Source organism: Paraburkholderia sp. FW306-02-B, assembly GCF_058782725.1.
Genome location: NZ_JBYSXZ010000001.1, coordinates 169,012 through 190,348, shown reverse-complemented (window position 1 = coordinate 190,348; position 21,337 = coordinate 169,012). Strand labels below are relative to the sequence as shown.

19 protein-coding genes and 1 pseudogene are annotated in these 21,337 nt (G+C 61.7%); 14 read left to right on the top strand and 6 right to left on the bottom strand.

The window, feature by feature from the left end:
• Positions 1-279: 279 nt before the first annotated feature.
• Positions 280-2,181 (top strand): DUF3857 domain-containing transglutaminase family protein, encoded by a 1,902-nt coding sequence (locus tag AC3WOG_RS00815; protein ID WP_492576192.1) that lies wholly within the window; start codon positions 280-282, stop codon positions 2,179-2,181.
• 33 nt (positions 2,182-2,214) lie between these two features.
• Here the strand turns inward: AC3WOG_RS00815 and AC3WOG_RS00810 are convergent, their stop codons facing one another.
• Both AC3WOG_RS00810 and AC3WOG_RS00805 read right to left on the bottom strand, forming a co-directional pair.
• Positions 2,215-3,243, bottom strand: coding sequence for a serine/threonine protein kinase (locus tag AC3WOG_RS00810; protein ID WP_492576191.1), 1,029 nt, complete (start codon positions 3,241-3,243; stop codon positions 2,215-2,217).
• A gap of 90 nt (positions 3,244-3,333) precedes the next feature.
• Positions 3,334-3,546 (bottom strand): hypothetical protein, encoded by a 213-nt coding sequence (locus tag AC3WOG_RS00805; protein WP_492576190.1) that lies wholly within the window; start codon positions 3,544-3,546, stop codon positions 3,334-3,336.
• Between the two features lie 382 nt (positions 3,547-3,928).
• On the opposite strand from AC3WOG_RS00805, the pseudogene AC3WOG_RS00800 reads away from it, so the two are divergent.
• Positions 3,929-4,061 (top strand): annotated as a pseudogene (locus AC3WOG_RS00800) (MFS transporter); the annotation flags it as partial.
• A gap of 241 nt (positions 4,062-4,302) precedes the next feature.
• Positions 4,303-4,488 (top strand): hypothetical protein, encoded by a 186-nt coding sequence (locus tag AC3WOG_RS00795; RefSeq protein ID WP_341313647.1) that lies wholly within the window; start codon positions 4,303-4,305, stop codon positions 4,486-4,488.
• Positions 4,489-4,647: 159 nt separating this feature from the next.
• Here AC3WOG_RS00795 and mgrA read toward each other — a convergent pair whose 3' ends face one another.
• Positions 4,648-5,691, bottom strand: a complete 1,044-nt coding sequence (gene mgrA / locus AC3WOG_RS00790; RefSeq protein ID WP_492576189.1) for an L-glyceraldehyde 3-phosphate reductase — start codon at positions 5,689-5,691, stop codon at positions 4,648-4,650.
• Positions 5,692-5,873: 182 nt separating this feature from the next.
• Between mgrA and AC3WOG_RS00785 the strand changes: the two genes are divergently transcribed.
• A complete protein-coding gene (locus AC3WOG_RS00785; protein WP_492576187.1) occupies positions 5,874-6,080 on the top strand; it encodes a DUF3185 family protein in 207 nt (68 codons plus the stop codon).
• Between the two features lie 514 nt (positions 6,081-6,594).
• Here the strand turns inward: AC3WOG_RS00785 and AC3WOG_RS00780 are convergent.
• On the bottom strand, positions 6,595-7,725 hold the full coding sequence (locus AC3WOG_RS00780; RefSeq protein WP_492576186.1) for an IS110 family RNA-guided transposase: 1,131 nt from the start codon (positions 7,723-7,725) through the stop codon (positions 6,595-6,597).
• 840 nt (positions 7,726-8,565) lie between these two features.
• A complete protein-coding gene (locus AC3WOG_RS00775; protein ID WP_492576185.1) occupies positions 8,566-9,327 on the bottom strand; it encodes a phytanoyl-CoA dioxygenase family protein in 762 nt (253 codons plus the stop codon).
• Positions 9,328-9,800: 473 nt separating this feature from the next.
• On the opposite strand from AC3WOG_RS00775, the gene AC3WOG_RS00770 reads away from it, so the two are divergent.
• The gene (locus AC3WOG_RS00770) at positions 9,801-10,172 is read left to right on the top strand and encodes a hypothetical protein (RefSeq protein WP_492576184.1); all 372 of its coding nucleotides are present in this window, start codon (positions 9,801-9,803) and stop codon (positions 10,170-10,172) included.
• Between the two features lie 164 nt (positions 10,173-10,336).
• On the opposite strand, the gene metK is transcribed toward AC3WOG_RS00770, so the two are convergent.
• Positions 10,337-11,527, bottom strand: a complete 1,191-nt coding sequence (gene metK, locus AC3WOG_RS00765) for a methionine adenosyltransferase (RefSeq protein ID WP_492576183.1) — start codon at positions 11,525-11,527, stop codon at positions 10,337-10,339.
• A gap of 279 nt (positions 11,528-11,806) precedes the next feature.
• Between metK and AC3WOG_RS00760 the strand changes: the two genes are divergently transcribed.
• The 9 genes from AC3WOG_RS00760 to hslU all read left to right on the top strand — a co-directional run bounded on the left by AC3WOG_RS00760 (position 11,807) and on the right by hslU (position 21,310).
• Complete coding sequence (locus AC3WOG_RS00760; protein ID WP_492576182.1) at positions 11,807-12,691, top strand: lipid A biosynthesis lauroyl acyltransferase; 885 nt, start codon at positions 11,807-11,809, stop codon at positions 12,689-12,691.
• A gap of 83 nt (positions 12,692-12,774) precedes the next feature.
• On the top strand, positions 12,775-13,638 hold the full coding sequence (gene dapF, locus AC3WOG_RS00755) for a diaminopimelate epimerase (protein WP_492576181.1): 864 nt from the start codon (positions 12,775-12,777) through the stop codon (positions 13,636-13,638).
• Between the two features lie 76 nt (positions 13,639-13,714).
• Positions 13,715-14,443, top strand: a complete 729-nt coding sequence (locus AC3WOG_RS00750; RefSeq protein WP_492576180.1) for a DUF484 family protein — start codon at positions 13,715-13,717, stop codon at positions 14,441-14,443.
• A gap of 33 nt (positions 14,444-14,476) precedes the next feature.
• Positions 14,477-15,400 carry a tyrosine recombinase XerC gene (gene xerC / locus AC3WOG_RS00745; protein ID WP_492576179.1) on the top strand — a complete coding sequence of 308 codons (924 nt, stop codon included), beginning with the start codon at positions 14,477-14,479 and terminating at the stop codon, positions 15,398-15,400.
• A gap of 88 nt (positions 15,401-15,488) precedes the next feature.
• Positions 15,489-16,691, top strand: a complete 1,203-nt coding sequence (locus AC3WOG_RS00740) for a class I SAM-dependent rRNA methyltransferase (RefSeq protein ID WP_492576178.1) — start codon at positions 15,489-15,491, stop codon at positions 16,689-16,691.
• 198 nt (positions 16,692-16,889) lie between these two features.
• On the top strand, positions 16,890-17,978 hold the full coding sequence (locus AC3WOG_RS00735) for a CobW family GTP-binding protein (RefSeq protein ID WP_492576177.1): 1,089 nt from the start codon (positions 16,890-16,892) through the stop codon (positions 17,976-17,978).
• Positions 17,979-18,591: 613 nt separating this feature from the next.
• A complete protein-coding gene (dksA, locus tag AC3WOG_RS00730; RefSeq protein ID WP_006050516.1) occupies positions 18,592-19,011 on the top strand; it encodes an RNA polymerase-binding protein DksA in 420 nt (139 codons plus the stop codon).
• A gap of 406 nt (positions 19,012-19,417) precedes the next feature.
• Positions 19,418-19,954 (top strand): ATP-dependent protease subunit HslV, encoded by a 537-nt coding sequence (gene hslV, locus AC3WOG_RS00725; RefSeq protein WP_006050517.1) that lies wholly within the window; start codon positions 19,418-19,420, stop codon positions 19,952-19,954.
• A gap of 9 nt (positions 19,955-19,963) precedes the next feature.
• Positions 19,964-21,310, top strand: coding sequence for an ATP-dependent protease ATPase subunit HslU (gene hslU / locus AC3WOG_RS00720; protein ID WP_492576176.1), 1,347 nt, complete (start codon positions 19,964-19,966; stop codon positions 21,308-21,310).
• Positions 21,311-21,337: the final 27 nt, after the last annotated feature.

Below are 21,337 nucleotides of genomic sequence, written 5' to 3'. Positions count from 1 at the left end.
AAGCGCACGCTCACACCAGCGGTAAGTAAAGTATCGAAAAGAAGGGCCGGGCAACCCAGCTTGCGGACCAGGCCGCCCGGCTGAGAGGCTGGCTGGCAGTCACAGAGGAGGAGAAATGTGACAAAAGCTGGCGACGGCTTTCAATTGAGAATGGATATCATTACACAATCAAGGTGTTTTCTCAATCGCGACGCGCGGCATCCCCTTGACATCCGGGCGGCGCAAACCGACTCTAGGCAGCTATCCCGTCAACGTTGCCGTTTCGGATACCTGCCCGCCATGCGCCTCTCACCGCTTGTCTGTCTTGGCACGTTCAGCTGGCTCGTCGGCATCCACGCGGCGAGCGCCAGCGTCTCGGGCAAACCAGACGACCCCTATACGAACGAAGGCGAGACGCAGACCTTCACCGTCAATGTCGACGGCTCGTACTCGAAGCTCGATTCGATGACGCTGCACGTGAACAACGAAGCAGGCGTCGCACGCGTGGCGCAGCAATACATCTGGTTCAATCGCAACATGGCGGATGTGCAGGTCATCGAGGCCTACACGACGAGCGCCGACGGCGTGCGTCACGATGTGCAGCCGGAGCAGATTCGCGATGTGCAGGAAGTCCGCTCGTTCGACGCGCCGATGTTCCAGGACATCCAGGAAAGGGTGATCGTATTCCCCGCGGTCGAACCGGGCGCGCGTGTGCATCTCACCTATCGGAAGACGCAAAAGCTCCCGATCGTGCCGGGCGAGTTCAGCGACTTCACGCCGCCCGATCTCGCGCCGACCCACAACTTCCGCCTGATCTACGATCTGCCCGCCGACAAACCGCTCTATGCCGATGCGCGCGGCTTTACCGTTGTGCAACCGGTGACGCGCGACGGCCGCACACGCTATGAATATCGCTACGACAAGACGCATTTCAGCCGGCTTGAACGCGGCTCGATTGCGTACGTGTCGTACGGCGACCGGCTGATGGTCTCGACCTTCCCGGACTACGCCGCGTTCGCCGCAACCTACAGAGCGTCCGCTGCCGATCCGACCGCGCGCGATGCCACCGTCACCCGTCTCGCGCAAAACCTCACCGCGCATGACCGCACACCGCGCGCCAAAGCCAAGACGCTGTACGACTGGGTGCGCCGCAACGTCCGCTATGTGGCGATCAACGTCGGGCGCGGCGCAGTGGTGCCGCATGACGCGAGCGCTATCCTCGCGAACCGCTACGGCGACTGCAAGGATCACGTCGCGCTGTACGGCGCGTTGCTCGACGCAGTCGGCATCCGCAATGAGCCGGCGCTGATCAGCAGCGGCACGATCTACACGCTGCCCAGCGTGCCCGGCTACGGCGTCATCAATCACGTCATTACGTGGCTGCCCGACTTGCAGCAATACGCCGACTCGACCGCGTCGAATGTCGAATTCGATTTTCTGCCGTCGTCCGACCTGAACCGGCCGACCGTGCTGGTCGATCAAGGTGTGCTCGCGCACACACCGGCGACCGCGCTGACGACACGCATCACGGACCTGTCGATCAAGGTCGAACCGGATGGCTCAGCGAGCTTCACGTACCGGCTGGATGCGTCCGGCGCGTCCGCCGAACAGGCGCGCGCGATGTTGCGCATGCAGACGCCCGCGCAACGCGAGGAGTCGATCCAGGCGGAGTTGCGCAGCGTGAACCTGCGCGGCACGGCCACGCTCACTACCAGCGACCTCACGGCCGCCGACGGTCCGTTGACGATTACGATGAAAGGCACGATGGAAAGTCTTGTGGTGCCGGGCGCGTCGGCATCGATTCCTGCACTGACGAGTCTGGCCGGCGGCTTTGAAGCCGATACGCGCTACTGGCTCGGTGAACGCCAGCGCACGCAGCCATTCGTCTGTCACAACCTGGCGTTGCACGAACGCGCGCGCATCGCGTTGCCGGCTAATTTCCACGTGCTCGACATGCCGGAAGCGAAACGAGCGCAAGATCGCTTCGTCGATTACCAGTCGCAGTACACGTTCGATCCGCTAAGCAACGTCGTGACGATGGCGCGTGACGGTGCCACCCATTTCGACAGCGATGTCTGCACGCCCGACGACTTCGTGCAGATGCGTCCCGCGATAGAAGCGATCGGGCGCGACGTGCGCGCCGAAGTGATCGTCAAATCGACGCTGGTGGAATCGTCGAGCGTGGCGTCGCAGGCACCGTGAAGCACAGTAGAGCGGCCTTAGAACAGCCAACGTTCAAACCGGCCAGAGCGGCCCTTCCTGCATCGCGCCGAGCTGCTCGCGCAGTTCGAGGATGCGGTCTTCCCAATAGCGTTGCGTGTTGAACCACGGAAACGCCGCCGGAAACGCTGGGTCGTCCCAGCGGCGCGCGAGCCACGCCTGATAGTGAATCAGCCGCAGCGTGCGCAACGCCTCGACCAGATACAGTTCGCGCGGCTCGAAGTCGCAGAAGTCTTCGTAGCCGGCGAGCAGGTCCGTCAACGCACGCGACGCTTCCGCACGCTCGCCCGGCAGCAGCAGCCACAGATCCTGTATCGCCGGCCCCATCCGGCTATCGTCGAAATCGACGAAATGCGGGCCCGCGTCGGTCCACAACACATTACTAGGATGGCAATCGCCGTGCATTCGCAGCATGCGAATCTCGCCGGCCCGCTCGAATGCGCGCTCGACACCTTCGAGCGCGAGGTTCACCACGGTTTCCCAGGCGGTACGCACGTCGTCCGGAACGAAACGATGTGACAGCAGGAAGTCGCGCGGCTCGTAGCCGAACGTATGGATGTCGAGCGTCGGGCGCTCGGCGTAGTTTTGCGTCTGCCCAACCGCATGGATGCGGCCGATAAAACGCCCCAGCCATTCGAGCGTGTCGCGCCGGTCCAGATCCGGCGCGCGGCCGCCGCGGCGCTCGAAGATCGAGAAGCGGAAACCGTCGAAGGCGTGCAACGTGCGGCCCTCGAAGACGCGCGCCGGCACCGCCGGAATCTCGCGCACCGCGAGATCGGCGACAAAGGCGTGTTCTTCGAGAATGGCTTCGTCGGTCCAGCGCTCGGGGCGATAGAACTTCGCGACCACAGGCGGACCGTCTTCGACGCCCACCTGGTATACGCGGTTCTCGTAACTATTGAGCGGCAGCATGCGCCCGTCGGTGCGCACACCGACCGTGCTGAGCACGCTATCGAGCGCGTCGAGCACAAGTTCCGGTTTGAGCCGGGCGAAAGGGACGGCGCTGTCGGCACCGTCCAGTGGATCGAGAATGTCGTCGTTCATGCCCGCATTGTGCGCCGCGCCGCCGTCAAAGACGAGGGCGACGGCTCACCTTGCGGGTTACAGCCACCACGAATCGTGCTCAAACCGCCTTCAATGCATCTGCGCGCTCGACGGGCGCACAAGTTCGCCCGTATCGATCAGGTCTTCAAGGAAAAAGGGTTCAGTGTTCAGTTGCTGCGAAGCGCCGGGCTCACCGGCATACCACGCCACCATGGCCATGTCGCCGAGAATGCGCATGACGATCCCGCGCGCGCCTTGCGGCACGGCGATATGCACCGATCGGACAATGGAACCGATTTGCATGATGTTTCCCCGTTTCTCCCATAGCCGGCTTTATGGATTCCCTGCCGGTCAAGGTGATGATAAAAGCGCCGCTTCGCCGATAACGTTGCGTACGCACCCAATCTGCTTCGCGTGATGCAGGTGAGAGGTTCGTGTCATTGTTCCCGTTTTGCGGGGCGATGGAAAGCGCGAACAAACGACTGCTTACCCGTCGTTTCGCCTTATTCCATTACGGCACGCCGAGCCGATGATCTGAGCGCAACGCGTCGTAACGAGATCATCATAAACCCTGAAGCGGCGGGGTACCAAAATCACGCGCCCGCCTCGCCAACGAGCGATACGTCAGCACGTGATTCGCTGGCGCCTGTTTCAGCGCACGGTTCGACGTCGTGTTCGCCGTTCAGTGCAGGGCAGTTTCGTCACACTGCGCAACTACATTGGCTACCCGCTGCTCGCACCGCCTGACCCGTTGAGTCAGATGGAAATCGGCGCGATCGTCGTCGTGTATCTGACGGGAAGACATCGCGTCGCCGTGGCCGGACCACAAGTAAGGCCCGTGTAAGCAAACACTTCACACGTCGCGGCGTGTTTGCTGCGGCGCGACAATCGCTGTGTGCCTTGCCGGGCCGGCTTCAGCGGTCTGCGAATAGGCGTTGCAGCGCGACAAAGCGCCGTTATGCTGCACTAACGGTCGCCTATACTCGAATCGAGCGTTGGCAGCGCATGACTCCAGAAATAGAGCCGCTGCCCTCGCTGATACTACATAAGGAGACGGGTATGACGACCTACTTCACGATCGGCGATTTCATCCTGGTCATTCCGATGGCGCTGGCTGGCGCTTTGTTTGTCGGTGCGCTCCCCTGCAAGACGGAATTGCGGCACAACGCGCTGCGGGTGCTTGGCGCGATTATCGGCGTGGTGTTCGCGGTCGTGCTGGTCGAAGGGTTGCCGGCGCTGGTGTAGCGGGGTCTGGCGAAGACGCCCTGGCTGCTTCGCAGATGGTTCGGTGGACTGAATGCTGTGGCTGCGGTCGCGGCGTTGGAGTCGCGCGCCTCGACCGCGCCCACAAAAAAGCCGCCTCACGGCGGCTTTTCTATTTCTACGACACGAAAATCTCCGAGTTCAGATCGCCTGATCGGTCGACGGCTTTTCCCACAGGTTGATACCGCCTTCGGTCGCGTAGCGGTCGATTTCCGCCAGTTCGTCTTTCGAGAACGCGAGGTTTTTCAACGCACCGACGTTTTCGCGCACCTGCTCGGCACGGCTTGCGCCAATCAGCACGGAGGTGACGCGCTTATCGCGCAACGCCCAGGCCAGCGCCATTTGCGCGAGGCTTTGTCCGCGACGCTGCGCGATGTCATTGAGCTTGCGCACGTGTTCGATGTTTTGCGGGCTCAGATGCTCCTGCTTCAGCGAACCGCCGCCCGGCTTGTTGACACGTGCGTCTTCCGGCACGCCGTTGAGATATTTGCTCGTGAGCAGGCCTTGAGCGAGCGGCGTAAACGCGATGCTGCCCGCGCCGACCTGGTCGAGCGTGTCGAGCAGTTCGTGCTCGATCCAGCGGTTGAGCATGTTGTACGCCGGCTGATGGATCAGGAGCGGCACCTTGTATTCGGCGAGCAGCTTCGCCATTTCGAGCGTCTTGGTAGCCGAGTATGACGAAATACCGATGTACAGCGCCTTGCCCTGCTGTACGGCACTCGCCAATGCGCCGGCGGTTTCTTCGAGCGGCGTGTCAGCGTCGAAGCGATGCGAATAGAAGATGTCGACGTAGTCGAGACCCATACGTTGCAGGCTTTGATCGAGACTCGCGAGTATGTACTTACGCGAGCCGCCGCCCTGACCGTACGGACCCGGCCACATATCCCAGCCTGCCTTCGACGAGATCAGCAGTTCGTCGCGATACAGCTTGAAGTCGTCTTTGAAGAGACGGCCAAAATTGGTTTCGGCGCTGCCGTACGGGGGGCCGTAGTTGTTGGCGAGATCGAAGTGTGTGATACCCAGATCGAAGGCGGTGCGCAGGATATCGCGCTGTGTGGAGATCGGCGTCGTATCGCCGAAGTTGTGCCACAGGCCCAGCGACAGCGCCGGCAGTTTGAGACCCGACTTGCCGCAGACGCGGTATTGCATGTCCGAGTAGCGTGCTGAATCTGCTTCGTAAGCCATTGCTAAAGTCCTTGTATCGCGCGCCGCGAGGCGGCGCTTTGGTTCGATGATTCGGCGTTTGAGTCAAGCTGGTTTGCTATGGTAGCCAATCGGCGCGTTGCGTGCAGATGCCCAGTATGCGGGATGGACGGTTGCGTGTCGGTCCCCTACACTTTGGCCGATCAGATTTATCGGAGGGATTCATGACGAAGGCGATTTCAATCGCATTGATTGTTGGCGGGATTGTGATGTTGTACTTCGGTGGGCAGGCGTTCAATTCTGTTAGCAGCGATGTGTCTCGGATGTTTACCGGGTCTCCGACCAATAAGGCGATCATGCTGATTGTTGGTGGCGTTGTTGCTACTGTTGCCGGATTGACCGGCGTGGCTTTGTCTGGACGGAAGAAATAAGGGTTTATTTGCGCGTAGCGCCTGGTTGGGTTGTTTGCCTGCGGTGTTGGTTTTTTCTTGTTCTGTTTGCCTTTAGCGGCGGCATTCTTCTGTGTGCCTGCGGCGTTGGCCTTTCCTTGATTTGTTAGTGGTCTATTAGCGTCGCCCCTGTGCGGGGCAGGCACTTACTTTCTTTGCCGCCGCAAAGAAAGTAAGCAAAGAAAGCGGCTTCACACCGCTGATATGACTCCCGGTGTCAATCGGGATCGGTTTTTCGGTTTCTCAAATTCATATTTACCTGAATTTCCTGAGGGCGACGTAGCAGTACATCTCGACGGTGGATCACGCTGATATCCGCGGGTTGGGTACCGCATTACAGAGGTCCGCCCAATGAGCCTGCCGCAATCTAAAGCCGCAAGTCGGATGCAATCCGTTGCGTAGCGGTGTCGCGGGTTACTCGTGTGCCGGGCTACGCCGCCTTCAGGAAACTCCTCCAGTGCTCAGGGTGAGCGCAAGGGGTGAGGGGTGTGCTGCATCATGCCAGGCGCACCTCGCGCGGCACGGCCAGCGACATCGCCAGCTGACTGATGTCCCAGATAAAACCTGCCAGTTCGCGGGCAACCGCGACCACCGCGATGTTCTTCTGCTTGCCGCGCGCGATGAGCTTGCGATAGCGTCGGCACAGGCGCACCTGTGCGTCCCAGGCGCGATCCACGATCGGCTTGGGGATACCTTCGTGGCGGCGCTGGATGTCGGGACTGACACGGGCCGTATGCCGGTAGCTCCAGGCCGCTTCGACGAGCAGCTTTCTCGCGTAGCTGTTGCCGTTCTTCGTGATACTGCCCTGCCGGCGCTTCTCGCCTGACGAGTGTTCCGAGGGCGTCACGCCCAGCCAGGCCATCAGCTGGCGCGGATGGGCAAAACGCGACAGGTCACCCAGCTCCGCGAGCATGCCCACCGCCGTGGTGAACTGCACGCCGCGCATGGTCTGCAGGCCCAGCACGGCCGGATAGAAGCGCCAGTTGGGGACCGCTTCGCGCAACGCGGCCTCCAGTCGCGCGCATTGAGCGAGGCGGTCCTCGATGGTGCGCCGATGTTCCTCGAACGCCAGCTGCTGCCATGCACTGTCGAATGCATGCGCGCCCAGCCAGCGCCGGTGCGCCGCACCCCAGTCGGCGCGGCCTGTATAGCGCACCCCATGCGAGAGCAGAAAGGCTTTCAGCCGTTGCCGCGCACGCTTCAGATCGTCTTTGGCACTGACCCACGCACGTGAGAGATCGCGGAACGCTTCATCCTCCACGGTGGGCACGTACACGGCTGACAGGTCGCCTGCGCGCAGTGAGCGCACGAGCTTCACGGCATCACGTCGATCGGTCTTCACACGTTCACCGGGCTTTCTGGGAATCAGCGATGGCGCGCACACCATGCAGTCGAAACCCTTGTTCACGAGTTGACGGTAAAGCCCGTAGCCGCACGGGCCCGCCTCGTAGACGACGCGGATGCGGCGCGCCTTGGACTGCAGGCGCTTGCACAGGCGATCGATATCGGTCCGCGTCGTACCGGTCTTGCCGAGCAGCTGGACCTCGCCCGAGCCGAGGGCATAGGCAACCGTGATCGAGTCCTTGTGTACGTCCAGACCGACGTACAGCGTGCTATCGTCTTCCATGCTGGCCTCCGAGTGGAAATCGCCGGGTGTGGCCCTGTCCACACCGTGCGGCTCTGGCAGCAATGCTAACCCGCGTTTGATTCCTCACGGCAGGCCAGCCTTCGCCTCACGGGAGTCATACTGTCTAACGCTTAAGCGGGTCCCCTGGCTTGGAGGAGGTAGTGGAGCATCTGGAATCGGTGTCCTCGCACATTCGGCGTAAGTGACAAGGCAGTCATACTTTCCGCCTCGCACTGCGTGCTCACCGGAACGGTCTGCTGGGGAAACCAATGGCTTCGGTTTGGTTTAGTGAGAGCCATCGGCTTCGCCCCGGCGAGGCGCCGAAGTGTGGGAATGCGAGCCACTATGCCAGGCGAAACATCGGCACCAAAACCGACGGGCGGTTTTGCAAAGTAACGCCGAGCGCCAAAACCGGCGGGTGGTTTGATGAAGTACCGCCAAGCCCCAAAACCGCCAGACGGTTTTATGAAGTACCGCTGCGGCGCGCGCAGCGCCGCCGGAAGTATGACGGCTTTGTCACCAGCGCGGAGTGCGCGGGAACACCGATTCCAGATGCTCCACTACCTCCTCCAAGCCAGGGATGCCGCTTAAGAATTAGCGGTTTGAGCCGCTTTCTTTGCTTACTTTCTTTGCGGCGGCAAAGAAAGTAAGTGCCTGCCCCGCACAGGGGCGACGCTAATAGACCACTAAGAAATCAAGGAAAGGCCACCGCCCCAGGCGTACAACCCAAAGCGCCACGCAGGCAAACAGCACAGGGGCGACGCTAATAAACCACTAACAAATCAAGGAAAGGCCAACGCCGCAGGCGCACAACCAATAGCACCGCGCAGGCAAAAAAACCTAAAAAGCAATTTCAGGCTTAGCAGCCGACCGAGTCCCCGGCAACGGGACATTACTCGCCCCATGATAGGTAAACACCAAAGAAAACTTAACCTGATCGCTCAGATTCTTGCCAGCCGAATGCAACGTATTGCAATGAAAAAACACCACATCGCCGGCGCGAAGCTCAGGTGAAACGGCGGTCCGAATCAACGCTTGATTTTCTTCCAGATCGGAGCGAAAAAACTTCGCCTCATCAAACCGATCGGAAGTAAAAGAAGCACTATGCGACTTCGGCACCAACCACAACGCACCGTTATCGACAGTCTCCGCCCCGACAGCAAGCCACACAGACACCAGGTCGTCACGCTCGAACGACCAATACCTCACATCGCGATGCCAGCCCGTCAAACTGCCATAAGCAGGATGCTTGGTCATCATGCAGTTGTGATGCGCCCGCGATAACCGCGGCTCCTCACCGAAATACAACTCCATCCAGCCGCGAATTTCCGGTGCAGTCGCCCATTGGGCAAAACTCGGATGACGCGCATACGCGTCGAGCAACCGCCGAACCGTATGCCCACCCGGCGCATATTTAGACTCCGGCGCCCCCGGATAACGCAGATCCGCTTCGAACTCGATCGGCGCCGCCGCCTCCTGCAATTGCCGCTCGGCAATCTGCTTCAGTTCGCCGCAACGCTCGGGTGACACCAATCCCGGCACAACGACAAAGCCCTGCTCCCGCAACGTTTGAATCTGTTCTTTCTTCGAGTGAACTGACATGGATATTCCGTTACTTTCGACTGGCTGATGCTGGATTGTAAAACGGGCGCGATCGGGCTGTGCGCAGTTTCACCCACCAACTCGCCCACCAGCCAGCCGTCGTCTTACGCACGACTTTCATGCGCAATGAAATTGCATCGCACGTTGTAAGGGCAATCGCGCACGATAGACGGGCGCAAAGGGCACGATCCGACAGGCATGCAGGACCTTCCAACCCCGTAAAAACCCGGATTCGCAGGGTAAAAACGGACTTTCTGACGTCACGAATCACGTGTAGCCTGCACGCATGTTGATCGCCACTCCCGCACTTCGGCGACGCGCACAGGCCGCCATGGCCGATTCCGCCGTCCTCCGTGCCCTTTCCAGTCGATTCCCAGGCTTTCGCGCCGTCCATCGCGACACCGCTGTTGGCACATTTGGTGCTCCTTTCGGTACACATTCCGTCGCGCGACACGTTGCCTACTTGTGAAGCCATGCATACTCTTCTGAGCACCCGTCTTACCCGCGCCGCGTTGAAAGCGGCGCGTCCGGCGCGCCGCCATGTCGTGCGCGCACTGCGTCACCACGCCACCCGCACTCGCGCGCTAGGCGAACAATGGCGCGACGCCAAAGCGGTCGACGGTATTCGCACGTGGTTCCAAACGTTCTTTTCAGCGCTGCGCATACAAGGCGGCTCGCGCCGCTTTTCGCTGCGTACGCTGCTGCGCAAACCGACGCCGCTGCGTGCGTTGCCTGCCACACGCCGCGCACCGGTCGCCGCGCCGCAGAGCACGAGCCGCCGCCCGCGTCGGATGTCGACGAGCGGTAGCACCGGCTGGTTCGCGTTCGCGTTTGCGAGCCGTTAATCACCCGGCGAGCCGTCTGCGCGCAGTGAGGCGCGAAATTCGGCGCGCTGTTCAGCGTTAATGCCATCGCCCAACCCTGCGGCAACGCATGCAAAGGCTATAAAAAAACCCCGCCCGGCTCACGCCGGCGGGGTTTTTCGTTAAAGCGAGCGAACTGCGCGCGCTTAATCTGCGAGCGCGGCGACCGGCGCCGTGCCGGCTGCTTCAGCGAGCGCCAAAGCCTTGTCCGTGGCTTCCCACGTGAATTCCGGCTCTTCGCGGCCAAAGTGACCGTAGGCCGCACTCTTCTCGTAGATCGGACGCAGCAGATCGAGCATCTGGATGATGCCCTTCGGACGCAGATCGAAATGCTCCTGCACGAGCTTCGTGATCGTCGCATCCGACACGCGACCCGTGCCGAACGTGTTGACCATCACCGAAGTCGGCTGCGCCACGCCGATCGCATACGACACCTGAATCAGGCAGCGCGAAGCCAAACCAGCGGCAACGATGTTCTTCGCCACATAACGGCCGGCATATGCCGCCGAACGATCGACCTTCGACGGATCCTTGCCCGAGAACGCGCCGCCGCCGTGAGGCGCCGCGCCGCCGTACGTGTCGACGATGATCTTGCGGCCGGTCAAACCGCAATCGCCTTGCGGACCGCCGATCACGAACCGGCCGGTCGGGTTCACCAGGAACTTGATGTCGCCCTTGATGAGCTCGGCCGGCAGCGTCGGCTTGATCACTTCCTCGATCACGGCTTCGCGCAGCGTGTTCAGGTCGATGTCCGGCGAATGCTGCGTGGACAACACGACGGTGTCGATCGAATGCGGCTTGCCGTCGACGTAACGCACGGTGACCTGCGACTTCGCATCCGGACGCAGCCACGGCAAACGGCCGTCGCGGCGCAGATTCGCCTGACGCTCGACCAGACGGTGCGACAGGTGGATCGGCAACGGCATCAGTTCCGGCGTTTCTTCGCACGCGTAGCCGAACATCAGGCCCTGGTCGCCGGCGCCCTGGTCGAGGTTGTTGTCGTGCGCGCGATCCACGCCTTGCGCGATGTCCGGCGATTGCTTGTCGTACGCGACGAGCACCGCGCAGCCGCGGTAGTCGATGCCGTAATCGGTATTGTCGTAGCCGATGCGCTTGATCGTGTTGCGCGCGATCTGGATGTAATCGACGTTCGCGGTGGTGGTGATTTCACCAGCCAGCACGACCAGGCCTGTGTTGCACAGTGTTTCAGCAGCAACACGCGAATATTTGTCTTGCGCCAGAATGGCGTCGAGGATGGCGTCCGAAATCTGATCCGCGACTTTGTCGGGATGGCCTTCGGACACGGATTCGGAAGTGAAGAGATAATCGTTTGCCACGTTGCAGACTCCTGTTTTGTGGTTACGGTTGAGTTTCACGTAGCCAGCTTCGGGAGCCTTGAAGCGGCGACGCTTTAGCGGATTACATGACTGCCGGGCGCCCCCCATATGGGTTGCGCGCCTGGCAGCTTCGCCCCGCAAGTTGTCTATTAACTCGGCGAAGCCCTTATTATAGCGACTTCCTTTGAATGTCACAGAGTGTTCACCCGTGCCGTATTTCAACCCATTTCCAGGTTTCTTGAGCAAAGCGTCGCTCGACGCCCCACACGGAGGGGCGGCATGCTGAGTCGTATTGGTGCCTACCTGGCCATTGGGCTGCTGAAATTTTTAGCGCTGCTGCCGTACGGCCTCGTTGCAAGAATGGGCGATGGGCTTGGCTGGCTGCTCTATCAGATCCCCAGCAACCGTAAGCGCATCGTTCACATCAATCTGAGTTTGTGTTTCCCGGAATGGAGCGAGGAGCACCGCGCAGAGATCGCGCAGAAACACTTCCGCCATGCGATTCGCAGTTATTTGGAGCGCAGCGTGCAGTGGTTCGGCTCTGCGAAGAAGCTCGAAAAGCTCGTGCAGGTGGATAGCGAGATCGACCTGCTCGATCCCGACATGCCACCCACCCTTTTGCTTGGCGCGCATTTCGTCGGTATCGAAGCAGGCTCCGTGTTCATTAATCACGCACTGCGCCGGCAGTGCGGCGCGCTCTATCAGCCGATGTCCAACAAGGTGCTCGACGACGTGGCGATAGCCGCGCGCGGCCGCTTCGGCGCGGATATGGCAAGCCGCGCCGACAGCGCGCGCGTCGTGCTGCGCTGGCTGCGCGACCGCAAGCCCGTCATGCTCGGCGCCGACATGGACTACGGCATGCGCAACTCGACGTTCGTGCCGTTCTTTGGTGTGCAGACATGCACGCTGACGGCCGTCGGACGGCTCGCCAAGGTCGGGCAAGCGCAAGTGGTGCCGTTCATCGGCGAAGTGCTGCCGAACTACAAAGGCTACCGGTTGAAGGTATTCAAACCGTGGGACAACTACCCCTCCGGCGACGACGACATCGATGCACGTCGCATGAATGCCTTCCTCGAAGAGCAGATTCCGCTGATTCCCGAGCAGTATTACTGGGTGCACAAGCGCTTCAAGACGCGCCCGCCGGGCCAACCGGGCGTGTACTGAGCACCTTGCGTCGAAAAAGCGCCGGAACGCGGAAATAACGCGGTGTCCGGCTCACCTGCCGGCGCGTCACTTACAATAGCGTGATGAAACTGAAATTCACCAAAATGCACGGCGCGGGCAATGACTTCGTCGTGCTCGACGGCTACACCCAACCGGTCAACCTAACGCCGGAACGGGTGCGCGCGCTTGCGGACCGGCATTTCGGCGTCGGCGCCGACCAGTTGCTGCTGGTCGAAAAGCCCACGCTCGCCGGTGTCGACTTCCGCTATCGCATCTTCAATTGCGACGGCGGCGAGGTCGAGCATTGCGGCAACGGCGCGCGCTGCTTCGTCAAGTTCGTGCGCGATACCGCCCTGACCGACAAGCGCAGCGTGCGCGTGCAGGTCCAGAACGGCACCATCACGCTGACCATGCAGGACAATGGCGAAGTGCTGGTCGACATGGGCACACCTGTGTTCGAACCGGCGCGTGTGCCGTTCGATGCCAAGGGCCTCGAAGGCCGCAGCGAAGGCGCCGACACGCTCTGGCCGCTCGACGTGAACGGCGTGACGCGCTGGATCTCGGTGGTGTCGATGGGCAATCCACACGCGGTACAGGTGGTCGACGACGTCGAAGATTTCCCGGTGCTGACCGATGGCCCGGTGATCGAGCGGCATGCGCGTTTCCCGCAGCGAGTGAACGCGGGCTTCATGCAGATCGTCGGTCGTAGCGAAATCAAACTGCGCGTCTACGAACGCGGCGCCGGTGAAACGCTGGCGTGCGGCACGGGCGCTTGCGCGGCGGTCGCCGCCGGCATTCGCCGCGGGCTGCTGGATGCGCCGGTCCTCGTGCACACGCACGGCGGCAAGCTGACGATTTCGTGGGACAGTACGCGCGAGGACGCGCCGCTCCTGATGGCAGGTCCCGCCGCAACTGTTTTCGAAGGCGAAATCGAGCTGGCCGATTAACCGATTGAGCGGCCACACCACTCATTGACCGATGCGCCACCCGAAGGCGTCGTCCCGTAGTCCTTTAGCCGAAACCATGAACGATCGCGAAGTCTCCGAATATCTGCTCGCCAACCCCGAATTCTTCGCCGAACACGCGGAAATGCTCGCGACGATCCGGCTTGCGAACCCGCACGGCAAAGCCGCGGTGTCGTTGCAGGAGCGGCAGATGGAAATGCTGCGTGACAAGAACAAACATCTCGAACGGCGCCTCGCCGAATTGCTGCGTTACGGCCACGAGAACGACAGCATCGCGTCGAAATTCAATCGCTGGACTATCCGCGTGATGGCCGAGCGCGATCCGTATGCGCTGCCGCGCACGATCGCGACCGGCTTGCGCGACATTTTCGACGTGCCGCAAGCCGCGCTGCGCGTGTGGGATATCGCCGAACCGTACGCACACGCCGACTTCGCGCGCCATGTCGGCGAGGAAGTGCGGATCTTCGCGAACAGTCTCGCCACGCCGTATTGCGGCGCGAACACCGGCTTCGAAGCGGCGCAGTGGTTGGCGCCCGCAGTGTCGTCGGTAGCCGACGACGCGTCGTCTTCGTCGGCGGAAAACGCGAGCGAATCCGCCCACACCACCGAGTCGATCGCGCTACTCGCGCTGCGCGACCCTGAAGGCAAGGAAGAAGCGCCCACCTTCGGCCTGCTGGTGATGGGTTCAGCCGATCCGCGCCGATTTCACGACGGCATGGCCACCGATTTCCTGACGCAGATCGGCGCGTTGGCGAGCGCGGCGCTGAGCCGCCTGCTGCCGCGCTGATCCCACGTCGATCCGCCTAAACGCCCCCCCATCGTGACCGAAGCCGACCCGATCGCCGCCTATCTGTCGAATCTCGAACACGAGCGGCGGCTGTCGGCTCATACGCTGCGCGGCTATACCCACGAACTTGAAGAACTCAAGCGGCTGGCCAAAGGCCGGCCGCTCGAAAGCCTCACCGTCATCGACATCCGCGGCGCCGTCTCACGCGCACATGCGGGTGGACTGACCGCGCGCTCGATCAGCCATCGGCTTTCGGTGTGGCGAGCGTTTTATCGCTGGTTCGCGGGCCGCGTCGACTTGCCGGCCAATCCGGTCGCCACGGTGCGCGCGCCGAAACAGGCCAGGACGCTGCCCAAAGCGCTTTCGGTCGACGACGCCACGCGCCTGATGGAAAGCCCGCCAGCCGCCACGCTCGAAGGTTTGCGCGATCACGCAATGCTCGAGCTGTTCTACTCGTCGGGCCTGCGCCTGTCTGAACTGGTCGGTCTCGACGCCCGTTTCGCCGATGCCGACGGCTACCGTTCCGCAGGCTGGCTCACGCTCGATTCCGCCGAAGTCGAAGTGCTCGGCAAGGGCAATCGGCGCCGCATCGTGCCGGTCGGCAGCAAGGCGCTCGACGCCTTGCGCGCGTGGCTGGCGGTGCGCGACCAGATGGTGAGGCACGATCCGCATCCACTGTTTCTGTCGGCGCGCGGCAATCGTCTGTCGCCGAACGTGGTACGCGAACGCGTGAAACGCGCGGCGCTGGTCGCAGGCATTCCCGCCAACGTGCATCCGCACGTGTTGCGGCATTCGTTCGCCACGCACGTGCTGCAATCGAGCGGCGACCTGCGCGCGGTGCAGGAACTGCTCGGCCACGCCAGCATCACCGCCACTCAGGTCTACACCGCGCTCGATTTCCAGCATCTCGCGCACGTCTACGATCAGGCGCATCCACGCGCCAAAAAACGCGACTGACTCCGCTTGTTGCGATTTGCAGTCTCCACCTTCGCTTCACCTGCCGTGTGCGTCTCTCCATGCGGCCTATCGCTCTGCTGACACCCTGATGAATACCGTTACGCTCAAACCGTCGAAAGAAAAGTCGCTGCTGCGCCGCCATCCGTGGGTCTATGCCAACGCAATCGATCGCGTCGACGGCAATCCCGCCACCGGCGCCACGGTACTGGTGCGCGCGCACGACGGCCGCTTCCTCGCGCGCGCCGCCTACAGCCCGCATTCGCAGATCCGCGCCCGCGTATGGAGCTTCGACGAAACCGAGCCGATCGACCACGCGTTCTTCAAGCGCCGCGTGCAGCGCGCACTGGCGCATCGTCAAACGATGGTGCACGACACCGGCGCCGTGCGGCTGATTTTCGGCGAAGCGGACGGACTGCCAGGCCTGATCGTCGATCATTACGTCGCCGAGGACGAAGGCCAGCGCAGCCAGCTCGTCTGTCAGTTCATGGCGGCGGGCGTCGAAGCATGGAAGGAAGCGATCGTCGCCGCGCTGACCGACGCGACCGGTTGCCCGAACGTCTACGAACGCTCGGACGTGTCGATCCGCCAGAAGGAAGGTCTCGAGCAGATCACCGGCGTGCTGGCGGGCGAATCGCCGTCCGAAACGCTGATCGCGAGCGAAAACGGCGTGCGTTATCACGTCGACGTGCGCAACGGCCACAAGACCGGCTTCTACGTCGACCAGCGCGACAACCGCGCGCTGGTACAGCAACTCGCGCACGACCGCGACGTGTTGAACTGCTTCTGCTACACCGGCGGTTTCTCGCTGGCAGCGCTCAAAGGCGGCGCCAAACGCGTGGTGTCGATCGATTCGTCGGGCGAGGCACTGGCGCTCGCGCAGCAGAACGTCGCGGCCAACGGCTTCGACGCGGAGCGCGCCACGTGGCTCGACGCCGACGCGTTCAAAACCCTGCGCCGCCTTTACGACGACGGCGAACGCTTCGACCTGATCGTGCTCGATCCGCCAAAATTCGCGCCGTCGCGCGAACATGTGGACCGGGCGTCGCGCGCCTACAAGGACATCAACCTGACCGGGCTGAAGCTGCTGCGCCCGGGCGGCCTGCTGTTCACCTATTCGTGCTCCGGCGCGATCGACGCCGAACTGTTCCAGAAGATCGTCGCCAGCGCGGCCGCCGACGCGCGCGTCGATGCGCGGATTCTCAAGCGCCTCGGCGCGGGGGTGGACCATCCGCTGCTCACCGCATTCCCGGAAGGCGAGTACCTGAAAGGCCTATTGTTGCAAATCGCCTGATCGCCCATAGTTTCAGGGCTATTTCCCGCGTTGGCAGCGTAGGCAAACCAGGGTTCGAACCCCGCCGCCAGCGCCGGCTCGACAGATATGTTTCAATAACCGGCTAGATTGGGCTGCGCACCATCAGGCTGCCGCGCCCGGTCCGATGCATTCGATTATGCAGATTTACGCAGATTCACGTACATACAGGCGATCAATATGATTCCAGTCACCATCCTGACCGGCTTTCTCGGCAGCGGCAAAACCACCCTGCTCAAGCGCATCCTGAACGAAAAGCACGGCATGAAGATCGCCGTGATCGAAAACGAGTTCGGCGAAGAGAACATCGATAACGAAATCCTCGTGCAGGACACGAGCGAACAGATCATCCAGATGAGCAACGGCTGCATCTGCTGCACGATCCGCGGCGACCTTTCGCGCGTACTGGGCGATCTGGCGGCAAAGAAGCAGTCCGGCGAACTGGATTTCGACCGCGTCGTGATCGAAACTACCGGCCTCGCCAATCCGGGCCCGGTCGCTCAAACGTTCTTCATGGACGACCAGATCGCCAATGAATTCCTGCTCGACGCGATCATCACGCTGGTCGACGCGAAGCACGCGAACCACCAGCTCGACGAGCACGAAGTGGTGCAGCGCCAGGTCGGCTTCGCCGATCGCCTGTTCATCACGAAGGCCGATCTGGTCGACGAAAAGCACATGGAAGATCTGCGCCACCGTGTGCTGCACATGAATCCGAGGGCGGCGATCAGAGTCGTCAATTTCGGCGCAGCGGACATCAAGGAAATTTTCGACCTGCGTGGCTTCAACCTGAATTCGAAGCTCGAGATCGATCCGGACTTCCTCGCCGAAGAAGAACACGCGCACAGCCATGCTCACGCGCACGACGAGCACGGCCATACCCACGACGATCACGAAAACTGCGATCACGACCATGGCCATTGCGATCACGACGGCCACGATCACGCGAATCATCACCACGCGCACCACGACGACAAGATCAAATCGTTCGTCTACCGCAGCGACCGGCCGTTCGATCCGAACAAGCTGGAAGACTTCCTCGGCGGCATCCTGCAGATCTACGGCGAGCGTCTGTTGCGTTACAAGGGCGTGCTGTACATGAAGGGCGTCGACCGCAAGGTGGTTTTCCAGGGCGTGCATCAGATGATGGGCAGCGATCTGGCCGCGAAATGGCAGCCGATCGAGAAGAAGACCAACAAGATGGTGTTCATCGGCATCGAACTGCCGCAAGACCTGATCACCGACGGTCTGAACGCCTGTCTGGCGTAAGGCGCGAGCGACGGCTGCACGGGCCGTGTGTGCGCCCTCAAATACATGAGCGCCGCGTCAATCGTCTGCTGAATGCGCCGAAAGTGGCCGAAAGGCCGTTGACAAGTCGTGTGTATGAAAAGCGCGTGAAAACCCTGCTGCATTAAAGCGTGCACGACCATCGCTTTTTGGTCGTGCGCGCGTTATATTTTCGGGATATCGACGCGCTGCAGCGGGATTTCCACCAGTTGCGGTGCAGGATCGTGATTCAGTTACAATACGTGCCCACTGGAGAATGACAACGAATTGCCCGGTCAGCGCGTATCCCGCGCCGGGCCTGAAATGGCGCCGGAAAACCTTGTCCGGAAGCACGCCGACAATGCCGGCTGGCACAGCCTGAACGGGCGCGCTGCCGGTAAGCACTGCCTCAGGAGCATTTGAGAATCGGTTTCCAGAGGAGTTCGGCCCCGCATAGGCGTAGCGACGCCCAGCGCGTAGGCGCTCGGCGCTTCGGCGTCACGACAGTCCACCGTCCGTGTTCGCCCTGCGCTCATTGAGCGTCTTCGAGGCGCCTTTGCGGGCAACACGAAAGTGCGGGCACTAAGTTTTGCCTCACATTGAAGAAGCAAGCCAGATGACGACGAAACGACTCTTGACTGAAGCCGAAATCCTGAAGATGAGCGACAAGGATTACATGAATGAGGATCAGCTCGCTTTCTTCAAGAACAAGCTCGAACAGCTGCAGGCGGAGATTCTCCGCAATGCCGGCCAGACGACCGAAAACCTGCGCGAAACGGTAATCGTGCCGGACCCGGCCGATCGCGCAACGATCGAGGAAGAGCATGCGCTCGAACTGCGCACGCGCGACCGCGAGCGCAAGCTGCTGAAGAAGGTGCAGCAATCGCTCGCGCGCATCGATTCGGGCGATTACGGCTGGTGCGAAGAAACCGGTGAGCCGATCGGCATCCCGCGCCTGCTCGCACGGCCCACGGCCACCCTGTCGCTCGAAGCGCAGGAACGCCGCGAACTGCGCCAGAAGCTGTTCGGCGACTGAACGCCTGCGGCGCGGCTTCGGCTCCGCGCCCTTACACGCTGCTTCGTCGAGAGGCGCACGGTGATCTGTGCGCCTTTTTTCTTTTGCAAGGCACTTTTTAGCGTTCGCTGGGAACACGGCCCCGATCGTCGGCTGGCGGCGGTCCTACGCCGCGCCGGTGCTCCCACCTGTCTCTTCGCCCTCTCCCGTGCGCCGTCCTCGTCACATGTTTTTTGTCTTATGCCATTTGCCGGCTCTTGATATGACCGCGCACGCCCTAAAATAAATCGAACATGCGCTGCACGAGCGCGCGCCGGCCAGTTGATCGCAGAGTTAATCGTCTCTGCGTCGCGCGCCGTCCGCTTCCCGGATTCATGCGGTAGCGCTGCGCTGCCGCGTCCTACCCGTTTTGCAAAGAGGAACGCATATGGAGCAATTTCACGGCACGACGATCGTCTCCGTGCGCCGCGGCGACAAGGTCGCGCTCGGCGGCGACGGCCAGGTAACACTGGGCAACATCGTCATGAAGGGGGGCGCAAAGAAAGTCCGGCGCATCTATAACGGCAAAGTGCTGGTCGGCTTCGCCGGCGGCACGGCTGACGCCTTCTCGCTGCTCGACCGCTTCGAAGCGAAGCTGGAAAAACATCAGGGCAATCTGACGCGCGCGGCCGTCGAACTCGCGAAAGACTGGCGCACCGACCGCATGCTGCGCCGCCTCGAAGCGATGCTGATCGCCGCCGACGCGACCACTACCCTCGTCATCACCGGTAACGGCGACGTGCTCGACCCGGAAGGCGGTATCTGCGCAATCGGTTCGGGCGGCGCCTACGCGCAAGCCGCTGCGAAAGCGCTCGCCGACAACACCGAGTTGTCGCCGCGCGAAATCGTGGAGAAGTCGCTGGAGATTGCCGGCGACATGTGCATCTATACGAACCATAACCGCGTCATCGAGACGATCGAGTAAGGACCCACGATGAGCACCATGACCCCTGCCGAGATCGTCTCGGAACTCGACAAGCACATCATCGGCCAAGGCCGCGCGAAGAAAGCAGTGGCGGTAGCATTGCGCAACCGCTGGCGCCGTCAGCAGGTCGAGGAACCGCTGCGCCAGGAAATCACGCCGAAGAACATTCTGATGATCGGACCGACCGGCGTCGGCAAAACCGAAATCGCGCGGCGTCTGGCGAAACTGGCCGACGCGCCGTTCATCAAGATCGAAGCCACCAAGTTCACCGAAGTCGGCTATGTAGGCCGCGACGTCGACAGCATCGTGCGCGATCTGATGGAGATCTCGATCAAGCAGACGCGCGAAACGGAAATGCGCAAAGTGCGGACCAAGGCCGAAGATCAAGCCGAAGACCGCATCCTCGACATCCTGCTGCCCACCGCGCGCCCGGTCGGTTTCGGCGCGAGTTCGAGCGCCGCGGACACCGTGGATGAAAGCAGCCCCACGCGCCAAACCTTCCGCAAGCGTCTGCGTGAAGGCCTGCTCGACGACAAGGAAATCGAACTCGACGTCGAGCAGCCGCAAGTCGGCATGGACATCATGGGGCCGCCGGGCATGGAAGACATGACCGAGCAGATCCGCTCGATGTTCGCGAACATCGGCGGCGGCAAGAAAACGCGCCGCAAGATGAAGGTGAAGGAAGCACTGAAAGTCCTCACCGACGAAGAAGCCGGCAAGATGCTCAACGACGAAGAGGTGAAAACAAAGGCGGTGCAGAACGTCGAGCAGAACGGCATCGTGTTCCTCGACGAAATCGACAAGATCGCCTCGCGTAACGAGGCGGGCGGCGGCGAGGTGTCGCGCCAGGGCGTGCAGCGCGATCTATTGCCGCTCGTCGAAGGCACCACGATCAACACCAAGTACGGCATGGTGAAGACCGATCACATCCTGTTCATCGCGAGCGGCGCGTTTCATCTGGCGAAGCCGAGCGATCTGATTCCGGAACTGCAAGGTCGTTTCCCGATTCGGGTCGAACTGGATTCGCTGTCGGTAGGCGATTTCGAGTCGATCCTGGTCGCCACCGACGCGAGCCTCGTCAAGCAATACCAGGCGCTGCTCGAAACCGAGGACGTGCACCTCGAATTCGCCGACGACAGCATTCGCCGCCTCGCCGAGATCGCTTTCGCGGTGAACGAGAAAACCGAGAATATCGGCGCGCGCCGCCTGTACACGGTGATCGAAAAGCTGCTCGAAGAAGTCTCGTTCTCGGCCGGCAATCATTCGGGCACGACGGTGAAAATCGATGCGTCGTATGTCGACCGCGCGCTGAATGAAGTGGCTGAAGACGAAGACCTCTCGCGCTACGTGCTGTGATGTTGCGTATGCCGCCGCGTATGCCAC